The sequence below is a fragment of the Streptomyces sp. BF23-19 genome (assembly GCF_041106355.1).
GTDB classification, from domain to species: Bacteria; Actinomycetota; Actinomycetes; order Streptomycetales; family Streptomycetaceae; genus Streptomyces; species Streptomyces virginiae_A.
This window is the reverse complement of sequence record NZ_JBGBPT010000011.1, coordinates 90,330-112,876: the sequence shown is the minus strand read 5'-3', so window position 1 is coordinate 112,876 and position 22,547 is coordinate 90,330. Positions and strand designations below refer to the sequence as shown.

Sequence of the window (22,547 nt, the reverse complement as noted above, 5' to 3'; positions counted from 1 at the left end):
TCTCTGACGGGTATGCTCGTGTGTGCGGAGGGGAGTATTCCTGCTTTCCTGCTACGGCGTACCCGTCAATACGGACCACTTCGGCTGAACGAACGAAGTAGGTCCCGGGGCGCCGGCCCACGGCCTCCAGGCCTCCTGGGTGGAAGAGACCTCCGGCAGCGATGACGCTGACGAAGTGCTGAGCCATCCGCCGGAGGCGTGTTTCACCATGGAAGTTTCCTGGGCCCTTTGGGCGCTGACCATTCTCGGTCTCTCCCTTCTGATCGGCGCCGATTTCTTCATCGGCCGCAAACCGCACGACGTGTCCATCAAGGAAGCGGGCACCTGGACGATCATCTGGATCGTCCTCGCCGGACTCTTCGGCCTCGGCCTCTGGTTCTTCGGGAACGGCCAAGCCTCCCAGGAGTTCTTCGCGGGCTTCATCACCGAGAAGTCCCTGAGCGTCGACAACCTCTTCGTCTTCGTCCTGATCATGGCGAAGTTCGCGGTGCCCTCCCACCTCCAGCAGCGGGTGCTGCTCGTGGGTGTACTCATCGCACTCGTCCTGCGCGCGATCTTCATCGCGGCCGGCGCCGCGATCATCGCGAGCTTCGCCTGGGTCTTCTACATCTTCGGCGCGTTCCTGATCTACACCGCGTGGAAGCTGATCCAGGAGGCCCGCAAGGACGAGGAGGACGAGGAGTTCGAGGAGAACCGCCTCCTGAAGTCCGTGGAGAAGAAGTTCGGCGTCGCCGACCGGTACCACGGCACCAAGCTCTTCATCCAGAACAACGGCAAGCGCGTGCTGACCCCGCTGATGGTCGTCATGCTCGCCATCGGCACCACCGACGTGCTGTTCGCCCTGGACTCGATCCCCGCGATCTTCGGCCTGACCCAGGACCCGTACATCGTCTTCACGGCCAACGCCTTCGCCCTGATGGGTCTGCGCCAGCTGTACTTCCTCATCGGCGGACTGCTGAAGAAGCTGGTCCACCTCAGCTACGGCCTGTCGGTCATCCTCGGCTTCATCGGCGTCAAGCTCGTGCTGCACGCCCTGCACGAGAGCGGCGTCCACGTCCCGGTGATCTCGATCCCGGTCTCCCTCGGCGTCATCTGCGGTGTCCTGGTCATCACCACGATCACCAGCCTGATGGCCTCGAAGAAGCAGGCGGCGGCCGAGGCCACCGCCCGCCCGGAGAACATCGACGCGTAACCGGATCCGGATCCCCGGATCCACGGATCTACACGGGGGCGGCCGCTTCGGCCGCCCCCGTTTCCGTTGCCCGGGCCGCGGCCACCCGCTTGTGCACGGCCGCCGGACCGGTCTCCGGCAGCAGGGCGAAACAGACCAGGCTGACCAGGGCGATGCCGGTCAGGTACAGAGCGACGCCCCACGGCGGACCGGAGCCGTCCGCCAGCGCCGTCGCCACGATCGGGGTCAGCGCCCCGCCCAGCACACCGCCCAGGTTGTAGCCGACGGCCGCGCCCGTGCAGCGGATCCGCGGCGCGTACAGCTCGGGCAGGTACGCGGCCACCACCGAGAACATCGTCACCATGCCCAGCAGCGCCCCGACGAAGCCCACCGTCATCAGCAGCGGATCGGCCGTCCGCAACAGCGCCACCAGCGGGAACATCCACACCGCGCAGATCGCGCACCCGATCAGGCACAACGGCCGCCGCCCGTAGCGGTCACCGAGCATCGCGATCAGCGGGGTCATCAGGCCCTTGATCGCGACCGAGACCATGATGCAGGCCAGCATCGCCGTACGGCTCACCGTGAGGTGCTCGGCGGCGTAGGCGAGGGACCAGGTGGTGACCGCGTAGAAGACGGCGTACCCGACGGCGAGCGCCCCGCCGGTCAGCAGGAGCAGCCGCCAGTGGCCCCGGAACACCTCGGTCAGCGGGGCCTCGGCCCGCCGGTCCGTCGCGGCGAGCGCCCGGAACTGCGGGGTCTCCTCCACCGAGCGGCGCAGCCACAGCCCGGCCAGCGCCAGCACCCCGGCCGCCCAGAACGGCACCCGCCACCCCCAGGCGGTGAACTGGGCGTCGGTCAAGGACGCGGACAGCCCCAGCATCAGCCCGTTGGCGAGCAGGAAGCCGACCGCCGGCCCCATCTGCGGGAAGCTCGACCACAGTCCCCGCCGCCGCTCGGGGGCGTGCTCGGCGGTCAGCAGGACGGCGCCGCCCCACTCCCCGCCCAGCCCGAGGCCCTGCAGGAAGCGCAGCAGGAGCAGGAGTACGGGCGCGGCCATGCCGATCGAGCCGTACGAGGGCACACAGCCGACGGCCACCGTGGCGAGTCCGGTGAGCAGCAGGGAGGCGAGCAGCACCGGGCGCCTGCCGTAGCGGTCGCCGATGTGGCCGAAGACCGCCGAACCGAGTGGGCGGGCCAGGAAGCCGACGCCGAAGGTGCCGAAGGCGGCGAGGGTGCCGGCGAGCGGGGAGAAGGAGGGGAAGAAGAGCGGGCCGAGCACGAGGGCGGCGGCCGTCCCGTACACGAAGAAGTCGTAGAACTCGATCGCGGTCCCGGCGAGCGAGGCCGTGGCCAGCCGCAGCATGCCGGGCCCGGCGGAGCCGTCGGCCTCGGCGGGCGGGGGCTCGGGCAGGCTCGCGCACGGGGGCGCGAGGGAAGGGGCGGGGGAGGCCTCGGGGGCGGAGGAGGCCGGTGGCGGGGACGGGTCGTGTGGCATGCCGCACCAAATACCCGTTCCCCGCCCTCAGGACGTGAGTTCGGTCGTAAGCGACCGGAAGGAGTGCTTCGCGTCTCGAAGTTGACGCGTTGTGGTGCCTACCAGCCGCGCTCGCGCCATTCGGCCAGGTGCGGACGCTCGGCGCCGAGGGTGGTGTCGTTGCCGTGGCCCGGGTAGACCCAGGTCTCGTCCGACAGCTGCTCGAACAGCTTGTGCTCGACGTCGTCGAGCAGGCTGGTGAAGGCCTTCGGGTCGTCGTGCGTGTTGCCGACGCCACCCGGGAAGAGGCAGTCGCCGGTGAACACGTGCGCGTGCCCGTGCGGGTCGTCGTAGACCAGCGCGATCGAGCCGGGGGTGTGGCCGACCAGGTGGCGGGCGGTCAGGCTGACCCGTCCGACCGTGACCGTGTCCCCGTCGGCGACGGGCACGTCGGTCGCCACCGGGATGCCCTCGGCGTCGAGGGCGCCCGCGTAGGTGCGCGCACCGGTCGCCTCGACCACCTCGGCGAGCGCGCCCCAGTGGTCGCCGTGCCGGTGCGTGGTGACCACGGACGTGATGCCGTCGTCGCCGATCAGGCTGAGCAGGGTGCCCGCCTCGGCGGCCGCGTCGATGAGCAGCTGCTCGTCGGTGGCGCGGCAGCGCAGCAGGTAGGCGTTGTTGTTCATCGGGCCCACCGCGACCTTGGAAATCATCAGGTCCGCAAGTTCGTGCACGTCGGCGGGACCGCCGACCTTGACCTCTCCGGTGTACGTCATGTCTTGATCCTAGAGCGGGGGGAGCTCGGGGAGGGGGCCGCCCGAGGTGGTCAGGGCGGCGCCCTTGTCGCCGCGTCCCGCCAGCCAGGCCAGCAGCTGCGCGGGGGTGCCGGACACGGTCACGGTGGGATCCCCGGCGGAGCCGGTGCGCCGGGTCCGGCCGTCGGTCGCGACGAGGGCCACCGGCGGTACCTCGGGGCGGCCGGACCAGCGGTCGGCGAGGAAGTCGATCTCGCGGTCGGTGAACTCGTCCGGGAGGTCGGAGAGCTCGTAGCCGATGTTCAGGTCGACGTGGTGCAGATCGGCCTCGATCCAGCGGCGGAAGGGCACGCCGGCGGCGCGGTCGGTGACGCCGTTGCGCAGCTCGACCGTGCGGGACCAGTCCTGGTCGTGCTCGGTCGTGGCCATGAAGCGGGCCGCGGAATCACGGAGGTCCGCCAGGTGTTCTTCCAGGGGCCGGCCTGCGTCGCGCTCGATGTCCGTGTCGCGGGCGGTGGCGCTCTCGTACATCGGGCGTCCCTCGAAGACGTTGACGAGGGCATCGGCGTTGCGCGCGAGGTGGGCCAGGATGTGGCCGCGGGTCCAGCCCGGGAGGTGTGACTCCTCGGCGAGGGCCGCGTTGTCCAGTTTCGCGACTGCGGTCAGCAGCCGGTCCGTGGCTTCACGTACAGATCGCAGGTCGTGCACATGATCAGTCATGACGGCGAGCCTAGTGGCTCACCCGGTCCGGCCACACGATTGGGTGAAGCGGTCTGCGGAGTGCCGTAAATCGAATGTGCGTGCTATACGCTCGGAAGTCCAAGGACCCAGTCCATCGCAGAGGCGCCCCCCATACCCTGGGACGGGGGCCCGTGCCCCCGCTCTCTCAAGAAAGGTGCGGACCGGCGTGACCGACCGTCTCATCGTTCGTGGCGCTCGCGAGCACAACCTGAAGAACGTCTCGCTCGACCTGCCCCGCGACTCACTCATCGTCTTCACCGGACTCTCCGGGTCGGGCAAGTCCTCCCTGGCCTTCGACACGATCTTCGCCGAGGGTCAGCGCCGCTACGTCGAGTCGCTCTCGTCGTACGCCCGCCAGTTCCTCGGGCAGATGGACAAGCCCGACGTCGACTTCATCGAGGGCCTCTCCCCGGCCGTCTCGATCGACCAGAAGTCGACCTCGCGCAACCCGCGCTCGACCGTGGGCACCATCACCGAGGTCTACGACTACCTCCGCCTGCTCTTCGCCCGCATCGGCAAGCCGCACTGCCCCGAGTGCCGTCGGCCCATCTCGCGCCAGTCGCCGCAGGCCATCGTCGACAAGGTGCTCGCGCTTCCCGAGGGCAGCCGCTTCCAGGTGCTCTCGCCGCTGGTGCGCGAGCGCAAGGGTGAGTTCGTCGACCTCTTCGCCGACCTTCAGACCAAGGGCTACAGCCGGGCGCGGGTGGACGGGGAGACCATCCAGCTCTCCGAGCCGCCCACGCTGAAGAAGCAGGAGAAGCACACCATCGAGGTGGTCATCGACCGCCTCACCGTCAAGGAGAGCGCCAAGCGCCGACTCACCGACTCCGTGGAGACCGCCCTCGGCCTCTCCGGCGGCATGGTGATCCTGGACTTCGTCGACCTCGCCGAGGACGACCCCGAGCGTGAGCGGATGTACTCCGAGCACCTCTACTGCCCGTACGACGACCTGTCCTTCGAGGAGCTGGAGCCGCGCTCCTTCTCCTTCAACTCGCCTTTCGGAGCCTGCCCCGAGTGCACCGGTATCGGTACGCGCATGGAGGTGGACCCGGAGCTGATCATTCCGGACGAGGACAAGTCCCTGGACGAGGGCGCGGTCTCGCCGTGGTCGCTCGGCCACACCAAGGACTACTTCCAGCGGCTGATCGGCGCGCTCGCCCAGGAGCTGGGCTTCCGTACCGACATCGCGTGGGCCGGGCTGCCGGCACGCGCGAAGAAGGCCCTGCTGTACGGCCACAAGACGCAGATCGAGGTCCGTTACCGCAACCGGTACGGGCGGGAGCGGGCGTACACGACGGCCTTCGAGGGCGCCGTGCCGTTCGTCAAGCGGCGGCACGCGGAGTCGGAGAGCGACGCCAGCCGCGAGCGCTTCGAGGGCTACATGCGCGAGGTGCCCTGCCCGACCTGTGAGGGAACCCGTCTCAAGCCGATCGTGCTCGCGGTGACGGTGATGGAGAAGTCCATCGCCGAGGTCGCCGCCATGTCGATCAGCGAGTGCGCGGACTTCCTGGGGCGGATGCGGCTCGACGCCCGCGACAAGAAGATCGCCGAGCGGGTCCTCAAGGAGGTCAACGAGCGGCTCCGCTTCCTCGTGGACGTCGGTCTCGACTACCTCTCGCTCAACCGGGCCGCCGGCACCCTGTCGGGCGGCGAGGCCCAGCGCATCCGGCTCGCCACCCAGATCGGGTCCGGTCTGGTCGGCGTGCTCTACGTGCTGGACGAGCCGTCCATCGGTCTGCACCAGCGGGACAACCACCGGCTGATCGAGACCCTGGTGCGGCTGCGGGACATGGGCAACACGCTCATCGTGGTCGAGCACGACGAGGACACCATCAAGGTGGCCGACTGGGTCGTGGACATCGGTCCGGGCGCGGGTGAGCACGGCGGCAAGGTGGTCCACAGCGGCTCGCTGAAGGAGCTGCTGAAGAACACCGAGTCGATGACCGGGCAGTACCTGTCGGGCAAGAAGTCCATCGAGATCCCGGACGTCCGTCGGCCCGTGAACGGGGAGCGCAAGCTGACCGTCCACGGCGCCAAGGAGAACAACCTGCGGGACATCGACGTGTCCTTCCCGCTGGGTGTGCTGACGGCCGTGACCGGTGTCTCGGGCTCCGGCAAGTCCACGCTGGTCAACGACATCCTCTACACGCACCTGGCGCGCGAGCTGAACGGCGCCCGCTCGGTGCCGGGCCGGCACACGCGGGTCGACGGCGACGACCTCGTCGACAAGGTCGTGCACGTCGACCAGTCGCCGATCGGTCGCACCCCGCGGTCCAACCCGGCCACGTACACGGGCGTCTTCGACCATGTCCGCAGGCTGTTCGCGGAGACGATGGAGGCGAAGGTGCGCGGCTATCTGCCGGGCCGCTTCTCCTTCAACGTGAAGGGCGGCCGGTGCGAGAACTGCGCCGGTGACGGCACGATCAAGATCGAGATGAACTTCCTGCCGGACGTCTACGTCCCGTGCGAGGTCTGCCACGGCGACCGGTACAACCGGGAGACGCTGGAGGTCCACTACAAGGGCAAGTCCATCGCGGAAGTGCTGAACATGCCGATCGAGGAGGCGCTCGGCTTCTTCGAGGCGGTGCCGACGATCGCGCGTCACCTCAAGACGCTCAACGAGGTCGGGCTGGGCTACGTCCGCCTCGGCCAGTCCGCGCCGACCCTGTCGGGTGGTGAGGCACAGCGCGTGAAGCTGGCCTCCGAGCTCCAGAAGAGGTCGACGGGCCGGACGGTCTACGTGCTGGACGAGCCGACCACCGGTCTGCACTTCGAGGACATCTCGAAGCTGATCAAGGTGCTCTCCGGGCTGGTGGACAAGGGGAACTCGGTGATCGTCATCGAGCACAACCTTGACGTCATCAAGACCGCCGACTGGGTCATCGACATGGGCCCGGAGGGTGGCTACGGCGGCGGTCTGGTGGTGGCCGAAGGCACGCCGGAGGCGGTGGCCTCGGTGGGCGCCAGCCACACGGGCAAGTTCCTGCGGGACGTCCTGGGCGCGGACCGGGTCTCCGACGCGGGTGCGTCCCCGGTGCGGGCCGCCGCGAAGAAGGCTCCGGCCAAGAAGGCTCCGGCCAAGAAGGCCCCGGCGAAGAAGGCCGTGGCCACCAAGGCGGCGGCCGCGAAGAAGGCGGCCCCGGCGAAGAAGGCGACGACCCGGGCGCCCAAGGCGTAGCCGCCGCGCGGCGTTCGAGAGCGGGTTCGCGTACGACGGAAGGGTCCGGCCGATGGCTGGACCCTTCCGTCGTGCGCCCGGGCAACCTTCAGGAGGCGACGCCCACCGCGCGGCAGGTGCAGGCCGGGTCCGTCAGGGCGGTCAGGAGGGCGTCCGCGACGTCCGCGCGCGGGATGACGCTGCCGCCGCGCACGTTGGCGCCGATGGCGCGGCGGTAGCCGCCCGTGTGCGGCTTGTCCTGGAGCCTCGGCGGCCGGATCACCGTCCACTCGGTCCCGCTAGCTGCCACCACCGTCTCCATGGCCGCGAGATCCGCGTACACGTCGCGCAGCAGTCGGCGCAGCAACGGGTAGACCACGGCGCGGGTGAGGAAGCCCTCGCCTTCCGGCAGGGGGCCGACCGGCGCGGCACTCACGACCGACAGCCTGCGTACGCCCGCACGGTCCATGGCCGAGGTGATCGCGCTCAGCGCCGGGCCCGCGACGGGCGTCGTCCGGGCCTGCTTGTTGCTCGCCGCACCCAGCGCGGAGACCACCGCGTCCTGTCCGTCGATCACGGACAGCGCCGCTTCCGGGTCGGTCACGTCGGCCACGGTGGCCACCCGCAGGCGTTCGTGCGCGGGCACCGGCAGCCGCGCCGGGTCCCGTACCACCGCGGTCACCTCGTGCCCCGCGTCGAGTGCCTGCCGGACGACCTCGCGGCCGACGCCGCCCGAGGCTCCGAACACCGTGATCTTCATCGTCCTACCTCCACGACGAGAGGTGGGTGAGCATTCACTCACCCCTGCTTCAGCTAGGGTGAGTGAATGCTCACCTCGAAGTCAAGCCGTCCCACCCCCGAGCGGCTGCTCGACGCCGCCGAGAAGCTGATGCGCACCAGCGGTCTGGCCAACGCCACCACCAAGGCCATCGCCCGCGAGGCCGGCTGCTCGGAGGCCGCGCTCTACAAGCACTTCGCGAACAAGGAGGAGCTCTTCGTCCGGGTCCTGATGGAACGCACCCCCAACGCGGGCCCGCTCATGGCCGCGCTCCAGGCCGGACCGGGGGAGGGGGAAGCCGAGGAAGGGGTCGAGGAAGGTCTCACCGGCATCGCCCGGTACGCCTCTCTCTTCTACGCCGACGCCATGCCCATGGCCGCCTCGCTCTTCGCCGAGCCCGCCCTGCTCACCCGCCACCGCGAGGGCGTCCAGGAGATCGGGGCGGGACCGCACGTGGTCCTGGACGCGCTGGCCGGGCGGCTGCGGCGGGAGCTCGACGCGGGGCGGCTGCGACCGGACGCCGATCCGCGGGCCGCCGCGGCCCTGCTGCTCGGCGCCTGCTTCCAGCGAGCCTTCTTCCTGCACTTCTCCGGTGCCCACGTGGTCCAGCCCGTCGAGGAGTTCGCCCCGGCCGTGGCCCGTACCGTCTGGGCGGCGCTGAAGTGAGCTGACCCGAGCAGACCGGAGCGGATGCGGCAGGGCCGAGCAGACGCGGCAGGGCCGAGCAGGGCCGAGCCGCCCCGTCAGAGTTCCGCCGCGTACGGCGGCTCCGCGCCCGCCCGGGTGCAGGTGAGGGCCGCCGCGTGGGCGGCGTGGGCCAGGATCTCCGGCCAGTCCACCGGGCCGCCCGGGGCGGCGGTCAGCCGGTGCAGCAGGGCGGCGTTGACGGTGTCGCCCGCGCCGATCGTGTCCACCACCGCCACCGGACGGGCCGCCGCCGAGTACTCCCCGCCCTCCCGGGTCCGGACCGTCAGACCCGCCGCGCCCCGGGTCAGCACCACCGCCGACGGCCCGGCCGCCAGCCAGTCCTCGACCCGGCCGCCGAGCCAGGCCGCGTCCTCCTCCGACAGCTTGAGCACGCTCGTGTGCGGCAGCAGCCGCTCCAGGAAGCGCGCGCGATACGCCGTCGGGTCCGCGATCAGCGCGGGCCGGATGTTGGGGTCCAGCAGGGTCAGCACCCCGCGCCGGGACTCCCGGCGCAGCAAGGCCTCGTACGCGCTCGCGCCCGGTTCCAGGACCAGCGAGCAGGTGCCGAGCGCGAGGGCCCGTACCCCGTCGGGGAGGGCGGGCGGCAGCGTGAACAGCCGGTCCGCCGTGCCCTCGACGTAGAAGCCGTACGAGGCCGAGCCGTCCGGAGCCAGCGAGGGCACGGCGAGCGTGGTCGGCTCCGGTCCGCGCTGGACCAGCGACAGGTCCACCCCGGCGGCCCGCAGCCCGGCCAGCAGACTCTCGCCGAAGCCGTCCGAGGAGACCCGGGAACAGAAGGCCACCTCGGCGCCGAGCCGCCCGAGCGCGAGCGCGGTGTTGTACGGCCCGCCGCCCGGCCGGGGCAGCAGGGCCCCGGGCGGCAGCGCGACGGGCACCAGGTCGATGAGGGCTTCTCCGCCGACGACGATCACGCGGGGGAAGCTACCTCATGGGACGGAGGTATCGTCGGGTGGGCCGGTGCCCCGGCCGGGTTCCGGCCCGCGCCCCGCCCCCCGCGCCCGCACCCCTCCCCGGGTGCCCGCACCCCGTCCCGTAGCTCAGGAGAACCGCATGTCCGCGCCGCAGTCGCCCGCCCGCCGTACCGTCCTCAAGGGCGCCGCCGCGCTCGCCGGGACCGCGGGCGCCGGAGCGACCCTCGCGGCCTGCTCGACCGAGACCGACAGCGGAGGCCACACCCCCGCCACCCCCACCGCGCCGGTGGACCTGGGCGCCGCGGCCGACGTCCCGGTGGGCGGCGCGAAGCTGTACCGGGAGAACAAGCTGATCGTCAGCTGCCCGGCGGAGGGCGAGTACAAGGCCTTCAGCGCCCAGTGCACGCACGCCGGCTGCGTCCTGGACAAGATCGTCGAGGGGGAGGGGAACTGCCCCTGCCACGGCAGCCGTTTCGACGTGAAGACCGGCAAGGTCCTGCGCGGTCCGGCCGCCGCCCCGCTGCCCGCGGTCCCGGTCCGGGCCGAGAACGGCAAGCTCGTCGCGGGCTGACCCGCGTCCGCTCCCGGGACCGCGTCCGGACGTTCGTATCAGTCCCAGTCCCAGGCGATCCCGAGGATCCCGCGCCGCACCGACTGCTCCACCAGGTGCACCGCCCGGTGCCGGCCGCTGGGCGTCAGGTCCACGAGACCGGTGCGCGGGGCCTCGGGCCCGCCCCGGGCGAAGCGCCGGCAGCGCACCGGCAGGGCCGCCTCGTCGAAGCTGACCTGGAGCATGTACTGGCCGCCGGCGTAGCTGAACCCGCGCACGTACTCGCCGCTGCGGGCTCCGGTGCCGTCCTCGACCCCGTAGCCGAAGACGTGGGTGTCCCCGCGCCGCAGCCGTGCGTCGAAGAGCAGCTCCGCGACCACCACCCCGGACTCCGGGTGGCACCGCACCCGGCCCGTGCGGCAGTTCTCGTACGCCGTCACGCGCATCCGGGACACGTCGCAGCCGGGGTCGCCGTGGTGGACGGCGAGGTAGCGGTCGACGCCGTCGCGGTGTGCCCGGACGATCTGCTGCGACTCGCGGACCCGCAGCTCGCCCGCCGGTCCGATGCGGACCCGCTCGTGGTGGCCGACCGAGTGCAGCCCGCCGTCCGGCGGGAGGTCCATCCCGTCCAGCAGCCGCTCGACCGTCCCTCCCATGCTGAACAGTGCCCGGTAGGAGCGGGTGGGCGGGCGCGCGGACCCGGGGCCGGGGTCCTCGGCGGCCAGCAGGCGCAGGAGGGCGCCGTCGGGCAGTTCCAGGATCCGTTCCAGGGCGGTGACCGCCCGCAGTGACTCCGGGTGACGCGGGCGCCGGGCGCCCTGCTGCCAGTAACTGAGGCTGGTGACACCCACCTTGATGCCCTGGGCGGCGAGCCGGTGCTGCACCCGGTGCAGGGGCAGTCCGCGCGCGGCCAGGGCGGCGCGCAGGGCGAGGTGGAAGGGGCCGCCGCGCAGCAACTGGCCGAGTTCCGCCGTGTCCTCGGTCGGTCGCATGGCGACTCCTTCGTGAACGTTCACACGGGCCGGCGCGGGGGATCGCGGCGGTGGCTCCGGGAGACCAGGTGACACGGCAGCAACCGTTCACACCGCAGCCCCACCGTTCACATAGCAATGTCACCGCGTATTGAAGCGTGTTGACCTGATCGCGACAACTCCCTGATGCTCCTGAACAGCGTCCGGACGCGCTCCTCCACCCCCCACACCCCACATCGGGAGGAACGCGATGCGCAACCGAAACAGGCGGCATTCCCCAGCCGCCTGCCTCACCGCCGTGCTCACCGCCCTGCTGTTCGCCCTGCCCCTCGGCACCGGCACCGCCGCCGCTGCCGAGGCCGGCACCGACTCCGCCCTCGCCACCAAGCGGCTGAACATCACCATGCAGGCCCAGACGAAGACCAACTGGTGCTGGGCCGCCGGTGGCAACACCATCGCCACCTGGTTCGGCCGGAACTACAGCCAGAACCAGTTCTGCAACGCCGCCTTCAACCGCCAACAGGGCAGCGAATGCCCCAACAACCAGGCCACCCTCGGCAACGTCCAGACCGGGCTGCGCTGGGCGGGCATCAACCCCGGCTCGTACGTGACCGGCTGGCTCCAGTACTCCACCGTCCAGACCGAGATCAACGCCGACCGGCCGATCGAGACCCGCATCCAGTGGTCGAACGGCGGCGGCCACATGCACGTCGTCTACGGCTACGACACCGCGAACAACTGGGTCTACTGGGGCGACCCCTGGCCCTCCAGCGACCGCTACAACTGGGCCTCCCACGCCTGGTACGTCGACAACAGCACCTTCTCCTGGACCCACTCCCTCTACCGGATCGGGGCGTGACCGCCATGACCCTGCGCGCCGCCACCGCCGCCGCAGCCGCGGTCCTCGCCGCCACCACCCTCCTCGGCCTCGCCCCACAGGCCGCCGCGGCCCCCGGGGGCCCGGTGCCGCAGCCCCAGGCCGCCACCGCCGAGAACAAGGCCGCCGCCGCGCAGGCGGCCACCGCCCCCGACACCCTGGCCACCCTCTCCCGCTTCTTCGCCCGGGAAGGCAAGGTCTCCCTCACGGCCGCGCGGCCCCGGATCGAGGGCGAGGCGATACCGGTCAACCACCTCTCCCCGGAGTTCGTCGCGGGCAGAGCGGGCGCGCCCGTCGCCCGCCTGGAATTCCTCGCCAGCAAGGCCGTCTCCTCCGACGGGCAGCAGGCCGCGCTGTGGACCGCCCGGACGGAGGCCGGCTGGGCGGTCGTGAACATCGCCACCGGCGACGACGAGTTCCGCTACGCGCAGCTGGGCGCGGCGAAGCTGCCCGGCGGGACGGTGTTCCGGGAGCCGCAGATCGACGCCTGGTACGTGGCCGGGGGCAGCAGAGTGCTCCCGCTGGACGAGGACGCGGTACGGGCCGTGGGCGCCGGGGGCACGAGCCTGGACGCCTACCGGGCCCGGGTGGCCGGGGCGTACGGGGACAAGCTCCCCGGGTCCGCCTATGCCGCGCGGGGCATGGCGGGCGGCTACGCCGAAGCCCCGGCCGGGGGTGACGGGACTCCGGTCGCGGCCGTGACCGGTGGCGCCGCTGCGCTCGCGCTGGGCGGGGGCGGGCTGCTGATGCTCCGGCGCCGCCGGGCCGTGGGGGCGTAGCCCGCTCCGCGGGGCTACGGGGGCTCCGCCCCCGGACCCCCGCGCCTCGAACGCCGGCGAGGCTGAAGAGGCGCCTCAAACGCCGGCGAGGCTGGATCTTCAGCCCGTCCGGCGTTTGAGGACCGGGTGCGGGCGGAGCCCGGAAGGCCCGCGGGGCCACCGCCGGATCCGCAGACCGCGCCGGAGGCGTACGGTCTGTTGTCGGTGCGCGCAAGTAGGGTGGTTGGCATGGCCGACCCTTCCAGCTACCGCCCCGAGCCGGGCCAGATCCCGGACTCACCGGGGGTCTACAAGTTCCGCGACGAGCACCGTCGGGTGATCTACGTCGGGAAGGCCAAGAGCCTGCGCCAGCGCCTGGCCAGCTACTTCCAGGACATCGCGGGCCTGCACCCCCGTACCGCCACCATGGTGACCACGGCCGCCTCCGTCGAGTGGACCGTGGTGTCCACCGAGGTCGAGGCGCTGCAGCTGGAGTACTCCTGGATCAAGGAGTTCGACCCCCGGTTCAACGTCAAGTACCGGGACGACAAGAGCTACCCCTCCCTCGCCGTCACCCTCAACGAGGAGTACCCGAGGGTCCAGGTCATGCGGGGGCCCAAGAAGAAGGGCGTGCGGTACTTCGGCCCGTACGGGCATGCCTGGGCGATCCGCGAGACCGTCGACCTGATGCTCCGGGTCTTCCCGGTACGGACCTGCTCCGCGGGCGTGTTCAAGCGGTCCGCGCAGATCGGCCGCCCCTGCCTGCTCGGCTACATCGGCAAGTGCTCCGCCCCTTGCGTCGGCAAGGTCACCCCCGAGGAGCACCGCGAACTGGCCGAGGACTTCTGCGACTTCATGGCCGGCCGCACCGGCGCCTACCTCTCCCGGCTGGAGAAGGAGATGCGCATCGCGGCCGAGGACATGGAGTACGAGAAGGCCGCCCGGCTGCGCGACGACATCGGGGCCCTGCGTCGGGCGATGGAGAAGAACGCCGTCGTGCTCGCCGACGCCACCGACGCCGACCTGATTGCCGTGGCCGAGGACGAGCTCGAAGCCGCCGTGCAGATCTTCCACGTCCGCGGCGGCCGGGTCCGCGGCCAGCGCGGCTGGGTCACCGACAAGGTCGAGGCCGTCGACACCGCCGGGCTCGTCGAGCACGCCCTCCAGCAGCTGTACGGCGAGGAGAAGGGCGAGGCCGTCCCCAAGGAGGTGCTGGTCCCCGCCCTCCCCGAGGACACGCCGGCGCTGAACCAGTGGCTCGCCGAGCGCCGAGGGTCCCAGGTCAGCCTGCGGATACCGCAGCGCGGCGACAAGAAGGCCCTGATGGAGACCGTGCACCGCAACGCGCTCCAGTCCCTCGCCCTGCACAAGACCAAGCGCGCCAGCGACCTGACCACCCGGTCCCGGGCCCTGGAGGAGATCGCCGAGGCCCTGGACCTCGACAGTGCCCCGCTGCGCATCGAGTGCTTCGACATCTCCCACCTCCAGGGTGACGACGTCGTCGCGTCGATGGTCGTCTTCGAGGACGGGCTGGCCCGCAAGAGCGAGTACCGGCGCTTCCAGATCAAGACGTTCGAGGGGCAGGACGACGTCCGCTCCATGCACGAGGTGGTCTCCCGGCGCTTCCGCCGCTACCTCCAGGAGAAGCTGAGGACGGGGGAGTGGGACCCCGAGGAGGGCGAGGACGTCGCCGGGTCGGTCCCGGAGGACGACGGGCGGCCCAAGCGGTTCGCGTACCCGCCCCAGCTCGTCGTGGTCGACGGCGGACAGCCGCAGGTCGCCGCCGCCAAGCGGGCCCTGGAGGAGCTCGGGATCGACGACGTCGCCGTGTGCGGCCTGGCCAAGCGGCTGGAGGAGGTCTGGCTGCCCGGCGAGGACGACCCCGTCGTGCTGCCGCGCACCAGCGAGGGCCTCTACCTGCTCCAGCGGGTGCGTGACGAAGCCCACCGGTTCGCCATCCAGTACCAGCGGAACAAGCGCGGCAAGCGCCTGAAATCCGGCCCGCTGGACGAGGTGCCCGGCCTGGGCGAGAGCCGCAAGCAGGCCCTGATCAAGCACTTCGGTTCGGTGAAGAAGCTGAGACAGGCGACAATCGACCAGATCTGCGAGGTCCCGGGCATAGGTCGTAAGACGGCCGAGACCGTGGCCGCGGCCCTCGCCCAGGCGGTTCCCGCTGGTCCTGCCGTCAACACGGCGACAGGAGAGATCATTGAGGATGAGACCCCCGCGCCAGCGGGAGCATCGTCCGAACGGGGGACCGAGCAATGACCGAGCACGAGACCACGCACGACCGAGACGGAGCACAGGTGAGTACGGGCACGACAGTGGAGCCCGGCGAGACCGCCGAGGCGGCCATCCCCGAGCTGGTGATCATCTCCGGCATGTCCGGGGCCGGCCGCAGTACGGCGGCGAAGTGTCTGGAGGACCTCGGCTGGTTCGTCGTCGACAACCTCCCGCCGGCCCTGATCCCGACCATGGTCGAGCTCGGCGCGCGCTCCCAGGGCAACGTGGCGCGCATCGCCGTCGTCGTCGACGTCCGCGGCCGCCAGTTCTTCGACGCCCTGCGTGAGTCCCTCGCCGACCTCGACAGCAAGGGCGTCACCCGCCGCATCGTCTTCCTGGAGTCCTCCGACGACGCGCTGGTCCGCCGCTTCGAGTCGGTCCGCCGTCCGCACCCGCTCCAGGGCGACGGGCGCATCACCGACGGCATCGCCGCCGAGCGCGACCTGCTGCGCGAGCTGCGCGGCGACGCCGACCTGGTGATCGACACCTCCAGCCTGAACGTGCACGAACTGCGCGCGAAGATGGACGCCCAGTTCGCCGGGGACGAGGAGCCCGAGCTGCGGGCCACCGTCATGTCCTTCGGCTACAAGTACGGCCTCCCCGTCGACGCCGACCTCGTCGTCGACTGCCGCTTCATCCCCAACCCGCACTGGGTCCCGGAGCTGCGCCCCTTCACCGGGCTCAACGAGGAGGTGTCGGGGTACGTCTTCAGCCAGCCCGGCGCCAAGGAGTTCCTCGACCGCTACACCGAGCTGCTCCAGCTGATCGCCACCGGCTACCGCCGCGAGGGCAAGCGGTACGTGACCATCGCGGTCGGCTGCACGGGCGGCAAGCACCGCAGCGTGGCCATGTCCGAGAAGCTCGCCGCCCGCCTCGCCTCCGAGGGAGTCGAGACCGTCGTCGTCCATCGGGACATGGGGCGCGAGTGACCGCACGGACCCCGCGGCTGAGCCGCCTGCGCCGCCTCACCCCGGGACGGGGCGAGGACGGCGTGGGCCGCTCCGGCCGCTCCGGCCGCCGACGCGGCGCCACCCCCAAGGTGGTGGCGCTCGGCGGCGGCCAGGGCCTGTCGGCCTCCCTCGCCGCCCTGCGCCGGATCACCGGTGACCTCACCGCCGTGGTCACCGTCGCCGACGACGGCGGGTCCAGCGGCCGGCTCCGGGAGGAGCTCGGCGTGCTCCCGCCCGGCGACCTGCGCAAGGCGCTGGCCGCGCTGTGCGGTGACGACGACTGGGGCCAGACCTGGGCCCGGGTCATCCAGCACCGCTTCCAGTCCGAGGGCGACCTGCACGGGCACGCCGTCGGCAACCTGCTGATCGTCGCCCTGTGGGAACAGCTCGGCGATCCCGTCCAGGCCCTCGACCTGGTCGGGAAGCTGCTCGGCGCGCAGGGCCGGGTGCTGCCGATGTCGGCGGTGCCGCTGGAACTCCAGGCCCTGGTCAGAGGGCACGACCCGGCCCGCCCCGAGGACGTGGACACCGTCCGCGGGCAGGCCACGGTGGCGCTGACCCCGGGCGAGGTGCTCTCCGTACAGGTGGTGCCGAGCGACCCGCCGGCCGTGCCGGAGGCCGTCGCCGCGGTCCTGGACGCCGACTGGGTGGTGCTCGGTCCGGGGTCCTGGTTCTCCTCGGTCATTCCGCACCTGCTGGTGCCGGAACTGCTGGACGCGCTCATGGAGACGAAGGCCCGGCGGGTGCTCTCGCTGAACCTCGCGCCGCAGCCCGGCGAAACAGAGGGCTTCTCTCCGCAGCGTCATTTGGAGGTTTTGGCCCGACACGCCCCTAAACTCGCCCTGGACGTGGTGCTGGCCGACGAGGCCGCCGTGCCCGACCGCGAGTCCCTCGCCGATGCCGCGAAACGGTTCGGTGCCGCGGTCGAGCTGGCCCCCGTGGCCAGGCAGGACGGCTCTCCGAAGCACGATCCGGAGCTGCTGGCCGCCGCGTACGACCGTATTTTTCGGATGCATGGAAGGATCGGCCCATGGCGATGACGCCTGCGGTGAAGGATGAGATCTCCCGCCTGCCTGTCACCCGGACCTGCTGCAGGAAGGCGGAGGTCTCGGCGATCCTTCGGTTCGCGGGCGGGCTGCACCTGGTGAGCGGCCGCATCGTCATCGAGGCGGAGCTGGACACGGGGATCGCCGCCAGACGCCTGCGCAAGGACATCCTGGAGATCTTCGGCCATTCCTCGGACCTGGTGGTGATGGCCCCCGGCGGACTGCGCCGCGGCAGCCGTTACGTGGTCCGCGTCGTGGCCGGCGGTGACCAGCTGGCGCGCCAGACGGGCCTCGTGGACGGCCGCGGCCGCCCCATCCGGGGTCTTCCCCCGCAGGTGGTCTCCGGGGCCACCTGTGACGCGGAGGCGGCCTGGCGCGGCGCCTTCCTGGCCCACGGCTCGCTCACCGAGCCGGGCCGGTCCTCCTCCCTGGAGGTCACCTGCCCCGGCCCGGAGGCCGCCCTGGCCCTGGTGGGCGCCGCCCGCAGGCTGTCCATCGCCGCAAAGGCGCGCGAGGTGCGCGGGGTGGACCGGGTCGTGGTCCGCGACGGCGACGCGATCGGCGCCCTGTTGACCCGGCTCGGCGCGCACGAGTCGGTGCTGGCCTGGGAGGAGCGGCGGATGCGGCGCGAGGTGCGCGCCACCGCCAACCGCCTGGCCAACTTCGACGACGCCAACCTGCGCCGCTCGGCGCGGGCCGCGGTGGCCGCCGGAGCCCGCGTGCAGCGCGCGCTGGAGATCCTCGGCGAGGAGGTCCCCGAGCACCTGGCCGCGGCCGGCCGGCTGCGCATGGAGCACAAGCAGGCCTCCCTGGAGGAGCTGGGCGCGCTCGCCGACCCGCCGCTGACCAAGGACGCGGTCGCCGGCCGGATCCGCCGCCTGCTGGCGATGGCCGACAAGCGGGCCCAGGACCTCGGCATCCCGGGCACCGAGTCGAACCTCGACCTCAGCGAGGAGATGGCCGACAACATGGCCGGTTAGGTCATCCGGTACGGCTGAAGGGGCTCGCGCGATCACTCGTGCGGGCCCCTTTGCCGCACGCCCCATTGACATGAGCATGGGCCGGTCTTGAGTCTGGCGTCCGAACGCTTTCGTGGCAGACGACGCCCAGGGGGGCACATGAGTCACCGCGCGAGATCGATCCTCGCCGCAAGCGCACTCGTCTTCGGAACCACACTCGCCGTGCTACCCGCCGCGGCGCAGGCCCAGCCGGTACCCGGCGCCGCATCCGGCGCCGATGAGGTACGGGTCTACGACGCCGACATCACCCGGGAACAGGTCCCGCTCGTGCTCGCCGCGGGGCAGGACGCGCACGAGCTCACCGAGCGGGCCCCGGAGACCGGGACGGCCCGCGTCGAGCTCTTCCTCAGCGGTGCCCAGGCCGAGGAACTGGCCGCCCAGGGCGTCAAGCTGGCCGAGCGCAAGGTTCCCGCCCAGGGCCTCGCCCGTGCCAAGGCCGCCGGGGACGGGGTGTTCCGCCCGTACAGCGGCAAGGGCGGTCTCCAGGAGGAGATCCTGCGGACCGCGCAGGAGAACCCGGGGCTCACCAAGGTCGTCTCCATCGGCAAGACCGTCCAGGGCAAGGACATCCTCGCCCTGAAGGTCAGCAAGAACGCCAAGAGGACCAAGGACGGCGACAAGCCGTCGGTCCTCTACATGTCCAACCAGCACGCCCGTGAGTGGATCACCCCCGAGATGACCCGGCGGCTGATGCACCACACCATCGACAACTACGGCAAGGACCAGCGGATCACCCAGCTGGTGGACTCCAGCGAGCTGTGGTTCCTGCTCTCCGCCAACCCGGACGGGTACGACTACACGCACGCGGCCGACGGCCAGCGGCTGTGGCGCAAGAACCTGCGCGACAACAACGGCGACGGGAAGACCGGCCCCGGCGACGGGGTCGACCTCAACCGGAACTTCGCCTTCAAGTGGGGCTACGACAACGAGGGCTCCTCGCCGAACCAGGCGAACGAGACCTACCGCGGCCCGAGCGCCTCCTCCGAGCCGGAGACCGTCGCCCTCGACCGCTTCGAGAAGCGCATCGGCTTCGACTACGCCATCAACTACCACTCCGCGGCCGAGCTGCTGCTCTACGGCGTGGGCTGGCAGGTCGCCACCCCCACCCCCGACGACGTCGCCTACAAGGCGCTCGCCGGCACCCCGGAGAACCCCGCCGTCCCGGGCTACTACCCGCAGGTCTCCTCCGAGCTCTACACCACCAACGGCGAGGCCGACGGCCACGCCTCCAACGTCAACGGCATCATGATGTTCACGCCGGAGATGACCACCTGCCAGACCGCCTCGGCGAGCGACCCGAACGATCAGTGGAAGCCCGAGGACTGCGCCTCCGGCTTCAACTTCCCGGACGACGAGAAGCTCATCCAGGCGGAGTTCGCCAAGAACATCCCCTTCGCGCTCTCCGTCGGCGAGAGCGCCGCGACCCCGGACCGTCCGAAGTCCTCGCTGGGCCTGAGCGCCGCCGACTTCACCGTGGACGCCTTCGCCACCTCCTACGTCGCCCGCGGCGAGGACCAGCCGGTCTCCGTCACCGCCCGCAAGGCACTGAAGGACAAGGAACTCAACTTCCGGATCAACGGCGGCCGCACGCACGACGAGGACCTGGGGCCCTGGAAGGGCGGCGAGGTCTACGGCGGCGACGACAACAACTGGTTCGACGAGTACCGCGCCGAGGTCGACGGCGCGAAGCCCGGCGACAAGGTCGAGGTCTGGTTCACCGGCCGCGACCGCTCGGGCAAGCAGGTCGCCAGTGAGCACTTCACGTACACGGTGGCCGAGCGGCCGCGCGCGGACGTCCTGGTGATCGCGGAAGAGGGGGCCAAGGCCCAGCACGCCCAGTCCTACGTCGACGCCCTGCGGGCCAACGGCAGGTCGGCGGCGGTCTGGGACGTCGCCGTCCAAGGCGTCCCGCACCACCTCGGGGTCCTCTCCCACTTCGGTACGGCCGTCCACTACACGGGGGCCAAGACCCCCGGCGGCGAGACCCAGTTGGCGGTGCGCGACTTCCTGAACGAGGGCGGCAAGCTGATCGAGGCCGGTGAGCTGGCGGGCGGCAACGCCCAGGTCGGCCGCGCCGTGACCAACGACTTCAGCCAGTACTGGCTCGGCGCGTACAGCCGTACGAGCACCGCCGGAGCCACCGGCTTCGCCGGTGCCGGCGCGCTGAACGGCGCGCGGGGCACCGTCGCGGACGCCGCGGGCAACCCGCTGAACGCCCCCGGCGGGTACACCGTGACCTCCGAGACCCTGGCGCCCGCGCAGTTCCCGCAGTTCAAGAGCGCTCAGGCGGGAGCCTTCACCGGGGTCGTGAACCCGTACGCCCCCTACGCCGGCACCGGCATGGCCGCGGCCCTGCACGCCGACGACGACTGGAAGCGCCTCGTCCGCACGATCGACCTCACCGGGGTCACCGCGGCCGACCAGCCGCAGCTGAAACTGGCGCTCAACTGGAACGTCGAGGAGGGCTACGACCACGCCGCGCTGGAGGCCCGGACCGCCGGCGGCGACGACTGGACCACCCTTCCGGACGCGGGCGGCCTGAGCAGCTCGACCGTCCCGGAGGAGTGCGCGGCCGGGTTCTTCGTCAACGGCCACCCGTTCCTGCGCCGCTACCTCACGCTCGACGCCGCCGGCTGCACCCCGCAGGGCACCAGCGGCAAGTGGAACAGCTTCACCGGATCCTCCGGCGGCTGGAAGCAGGTCTCCTTCGACCTGAGCGCCTACGCCGGCAAGACCGTTGAGCTCTCCCTCTCCTACATCACCGACCCGGGCTCGGGCGGCCGCGGCGTCTTCGCGGACGAGGCACGCCTCTCCGTCAAGGGCGCGGACCAGCCCGTGGAGGGATTCGAGACGTCGCTCGGGGCCTGGACGGCACAGGCCGCACCGGCCGGAAGTCCCGAAGTCCCCGGCGACTGGGCCCGGTCCGGGGAACTGTTCAAGTCCTACGCTGCGGTGACTACGCGTGACACGGTGTTGCTGGGCTTCGGCCTGGAGCACATGCCCACCGCGGCGGACCGTGCCCTACTCGTCGGTAAGGCACTGCGCACACTGCACCGCTGATCGGAGTCCCGTTTCTCGCTCACCCTGAGTGACGGGGTCGAAGTCCGTGGGTCCCGTTCCGGAGTGTCCGGAACGGGACCCACGCGGGAGTACCCCCGGGAAGTAGGGGGAGTGTCAGGCCCCGACCGATGTCACCCAAAAGCTCACGGAGAGGTAGGGTCGTAAGCGGTCGGGGACATCCCATACAGCTCGCCGGCGCTCTTACCGGCGCACCAACGAGGAGATCGGTTCGTGACGATCCGCGTAGGCATCAACGGTTTTGGCCGAATTGGCCGCAACTATTTCCGGGCGCTCCTGGAGCAGGGAGCGGACATCGAGATCGTCGGTGTCAACGACCTGACTGACAACGCGACCCTGGTGCATCTGCTCAAGTACGACACCATCCTGGGCCGCCTCAAGGCCGAGGTCTCCCACACCGACGACAGCATCACCGTCGGTGGCCAGACCTTCAAAACCTTCGCCGAGCGTGACCCCGCCAACCTCCCCTGGGGAGAGCTGGGCGCCGACATCGTCATCGAGTCGACCGGCATCTTCACGAAGAAGGCCGACGCCGCCAAGCACATCGCGGCGGGCGCGAAGAAGGTCCTCATCTCGGCTCCGGCCAAGGACGAGGACATCACCATCGTGATGGGCGTCAACCACGACAAGTACGACGCGGCCAACCACCACGTCATCTCCAACGCCTCCTGCACCACCAACTGTGTGGCGCCGATGGCCAAGGTCCTCGACGAGAACTTCGGCATCGTCAAGGGCATGATGACGACGGTCCACGCGTACACGAACGACCAGCGCATCCTGGACTTCCCGCACTCGGACCTGCGTCGCGCCCGCGCCGCGGCCGAGAACATCATCCCGACCTCCACCGGTGCCGCCAAGGCCACCGCGCTGGTCCTCCCGCAGCTCAAGGGCAAGCTCGACGGCATCGCCATGCGCGTCCCGGTCCCGACCGGCTCGGTGACCGACCTGGTGCTGGAGCTCTCCCGCGAGACCACGGTGGAAGAGATCAACGCGGCCTTCCAGAAGGCTTCGGAGGGGCAGCTCAAGGGCATCCTCGACTACACCGAGGACGCGATCGTCTCTTCCGACATCGTGAACTGGCCCGCGTCCTGCACCTTCGACTCCTCCCTGACCATGGTTCAGGACGGTACGCAGGTCAAGGTCGTCGGTTGGTACGACAACGAGTGGGGCTACTCCAACCGTCTCGTCGACCTCACCGTCTTCGTCGGCGGTCAGCTCTAAAAACGTAGGGCAAGGCACCACGATGTGAAGCACAGGGTCCGAGCAGCGCAATGATGCGCCGCGCGGGCCCTGTTGCTTGCTTCGTTATCCTTCCTC

18 protein-coding genes are annotated in these 22,547 nt (G+C 71.1%); 12 read left to right on the top strand and 6 right to left on the bottom strand.

What is annotated here, in order from left to right; all coding sequences use genetic code 11:
- Positions 1-208: 208 nt before the first annotated feature.
- The gene (locus tag AB8A24_RS09370; RefSeq protein WP_266390265.1) at positions 209-1,192 is read left to right on the top strand and encodes a TerC/Alx family metal homeostasis membrane protein; all 984 of its coding nucleotides are present in this window, start codon (positions 209-211) and stop codon (positions 1,190-1,192) included.
- 28 nt (positions 1,193-1,220) lie between these two features.
- Here the strand turns inward: AB8A24_RS09370 and AB8A24_RS09365 are convergent, their stop codons facing one another.
- The 3 genes from AB8A24_RS09365 to AB8A24_RS09355 form a co-directional block, all read right to left on the bottom strand.
- The gene (locus tag AB8A24_RS09365) at positions 1,221-2,537 is read right to left on the bottom strand and encodes an MFS transporter (protein WP_328966030.1); all 1,317 of its coding nucleotides are present in this window, start codon (positions 2,535-2,537) and stop codon (positions 1,221-1,223) included.
- 230 nt (positions 2,538-2,767) lie between these two features.
- On the bottom strand, positions 2,768-3,424 hold the full coding sequence (locus AB8A24_RS09360; RefSeq protein WP_328963789.1) for an MBL fold metallo-hydrolase: 657 nt from the start codon (positions 3,422-3,424) through the stop codon (positions 2,768-2,770).
- A gap of 9 nt (positions 3,425-3,433) precedes the next feature.
- Positions 3,434-4,123 carry a maleylpyruvate isomerase family mycothiol-dependent enzyme gene (locus AB8A24_RS09355; protein WP_328963790.1) on the bottom strand — a complete coding sequence of 230 codons (690 nt, stop codon included), beginning with the start codon at positions 4,121-4,123 and terminating at the stop codon, positions 3,434-3,436.
- A gap of 187 nt (positions 4,124-4,310) precedes the next feature.
- On the opposite strand from AB8A24_RS09355, the gene uvrA reads away from it, so the two are divergent.
- Entirely contained in the window at positions 4,311-7,322 is a 3,012-nt protein-coding gene (gene uvrA / locus AB8A24_RS09350) for an excinuclease ABC subunit UvrA (protein WP_328963791.1), read from the top strand.
- 88 nt (positions 7,323-7,410) lie between these two features.
- Here uvrA and AB8A24_RS09345 read toward each other — a convergent pair whose 3' ends face one another.
- Entirely contained in the window at positions 7,411-8,061 is a 651-nt protein-coding gene (locus tag AB8A24_RS09345) for an NAD(P)-dependent oxidoreductase (RefSeq protein WP_369475324.1), read from the bottom strand.
- A gap of 66 nt (positions 8,062-8,127) precedes the next feature.
- On the opposite strand from AB8A24_RS09345, the gene AB8A24_RS09340 reads away from it, so the two are divergent.
- A complete protein-coding gene (locus AB8A24_RS09340) occupies positions 8,128-8,745 on the top strand; it encodes a helix-turn-helix domain-containing protein (protein ID WP_328963793.1) in 618 nt (205 codons plus the stop codon).
- 77 nt (positions 8,746-8,822) lie between these two features.
- Here the strand turns inward: AB8A24_RS09340 and AB8A24_RS09335 are convergent, their stop codons facing one another.
- On the bottom strand, positions 8,823-9,698 hold the full coding sequence (locus AB8A24_RS09335) for a carbohydrate kinase (RefSeq protein WP_369475323.1): 876 nt from the start codon (positions 9,696-9,698) through the stop codon (positions 8,823-8,825).
- A gap of 139 nt (positions 9,699-9,837) precedes the next feature.
- On the opposite strand from AB8A24_RS09335, the gene AB8A24_RS09330 reads away from it, so the two are divergent.
- Entirely contained in the window at positions 9,838-10,269 is a 432-nt protein-coding gene (locus AB8A24_RS09330; protein WP_328963795.1) for a Rieske (2Fe-2S) protein, read from the top strand.
- A 38-nt stretch (positions 10,270-10,307) separates the two neighbouring features.
- On the opposite strand, the gene AB8A24_RS09325 is transcribed toward AB8A24_RS09330, so the two are convergent.
- Positions 10,308-11,240 carry a hypothetical protein gene (locus AB8A24_RS09325; protein WP_266485040.1) on the bottom strand — a complete coding sequence of 311 codons (933 nt, stop codon included), beginning with the start codon at positions 11,238-11,240 and terminating at the stop codon, positions 10,308-10,310.
- Between the two features lie 229 nt (positions 11,241-11,469).
- Here AB8A24_RS09325 and AB8A24_RS09320 point away from each other — a divergent pair, with 229 nt between their 5' ends.
- From AB8A24_RS09320 to gap, 8 genes are all read left to right on the top strand, one after another.
- Positions 11,470-12,078 carry a papain-like cysteine protease family protein gene (locus tag AB8A24_RS09320; protein ID WP_266485042.1) on the top strand — a complete coding sequence of 203 codons (609 nt, stop codon included), beginning with the start codon at positions 11,470-11,472 and terminating at the stop codon, positions 12,076-12,078.
- Positions 12,079-12,083: 5 nt separating this feature from the next.
- A complete protein-coding gene (locus tag AB8A24_RS09315) occupies positions 12,084-12,875 on the top strand; it encodes a hypothetical protein (RefSeq protein WP_328966031.1) in 792 nt (263 codons plus the stop codon).
- A 228-nt stretch (positions 12,876-13,103) separates the two neighbouring features.
- On the top strand, positions 13,104-15,122 hold the full coding sequence (gene uvrC / locus AB8A24_RS09310) for an excinuclease ABC subunit UvrC (protein ID WP_328963796.1): 2,019 nt from the start codon (positions 13,104-13,106) through the stop codon (positions 15,120-15,122).
- Entirely contained in the window at positions 15,119-16,066 is a 948-nt protein-coding gene (rapZ, locus tag AB8A24_RS09305; RefSeq protein ID WP_030720410.1) for an RNase adapter RapZ, read from the top strand. Before uvrC ends, rapZ begins: the two co-directional genes overlap by 4 nt.
- Positions 16,063-17,127, top strand: coding sequence for a uridine diphosphate-N-acetylglucosamine-binding protein YvcK (gene yvcK, locus AB8A24_RS09300; RefSeq protein WP_030720408.1), 1,065 nt, complete (start codon positions 16,063-16,065; stop codon positions 17,125-17,127). Before rapZ ends, yvcK begins: the two co-directional genes overlap by 4 nt.
- Positions 17,118-18,113 carry a DNA-binding protein WhiA gene (gene whiA / locus AB8A24_RS09295; protein ID WP_030009075.1) on the top strand — a complete coding sequence of 332 codons (996 nt, stop codon included), beginning with the start codon at positions 17,118-17,120 and terminating at the stop codon, positions 18,111-18,113. The genes yvcK and whiA overlap by 10 nt, the downstream gene beginning before the upstream one ends.
- Positions 18,114-18,251: 138 nt before the next feature.
- Positions 18,252-21,212, top strand: coding sequence for a M14 family zinc carboxypeptidase (locus AB8A24_RS09290; protein ID WP_369475322.1), 2,961 nt, complete (start codon positions 18,252-18,254; stop codon positions 21,210-21,212).
- 231 nt (positions 21,213-21,443) lie between these two features.
- Positions 21,444-22,451: a type I glyceraldehyde-3-phosphate dehydrogenase gene (gene gap / locus AB8A24_RS09285; RefSeq protein WP_030009077.1), complete on the top strand. Its 1,008-nt coding sequence runs from the start codon at positions 21,444-21,446 to the stop codon at positions 22,449-22,451.
- The last annotated feature ends 96 nt before the right edge of the window (positions 22,452-22,547 follow it).